A 536-nucleotide genomic window follows, 5' to 3' on the forward strand; every position below is an offset into this window, starting at 1 on the left:
CGTACACCGCCCGCTACAGCCCGCAGGAAATCGACCACTACTACCGCGCGGGACTGTGGTCGACCGAGACGTTCCACGACCTGTTGGTCCGGCGCGTCCAAGAAAACCCCGACAAGGTGTTCGCGACCGACGGGACGCGATCGCTGACGTTCCGGGAGCTCTTCGACGCTGGCCAACGGCTGGCCGTCGGTCTGCACCGGCAGGGCTTGCGACGCGGTGACACCGCCGCCGTCCAGTTGCCCAACTGGGTTGAGTTCATCCAGGTGCTGACCGCGTTGTCGCGACTTGGCGTCATCATGGTCCCGATCATGCCGATCTATCGGCGCGACGACGTCAGCTACGTGCTGTCCAACGCCGGGGTACGGGCGGTGTTCACTCCGGCACACTTCAGCAAATTCGGCTATCTGGACATGTATCTCGGTCTGCGCCGAGAACATCCGGAACTCACGACCGTCGTCACCCGGCCAGACCGCGTCGCCGAAGACGTCGCCGATGCCGACGCCGACGTGCTCACCCTGCACGACCTGGAGGCCGAT

General features: G+C 64.9%; 1 protein-coding gene. It reads left to right on the forward strand.

Annotation, left to right across the window (positions count from 1 at the left end):
• On the forward strand, window positions 1-536 hold a 536-nt coding region (locus tag F6Q13_RS20090), incomplete at both ends, for an AMP-binding protein (RefSeq protein ID WP_293060184.1).

Source organism: Mycobacterium sp., assembly GCF_008709575.1.
Taxonomy (GTDB): Bacteria; Actinomycetota; Actinomycetes; order Mycobacteriales; family Mycobacteriaceae; genus Mycobacterium.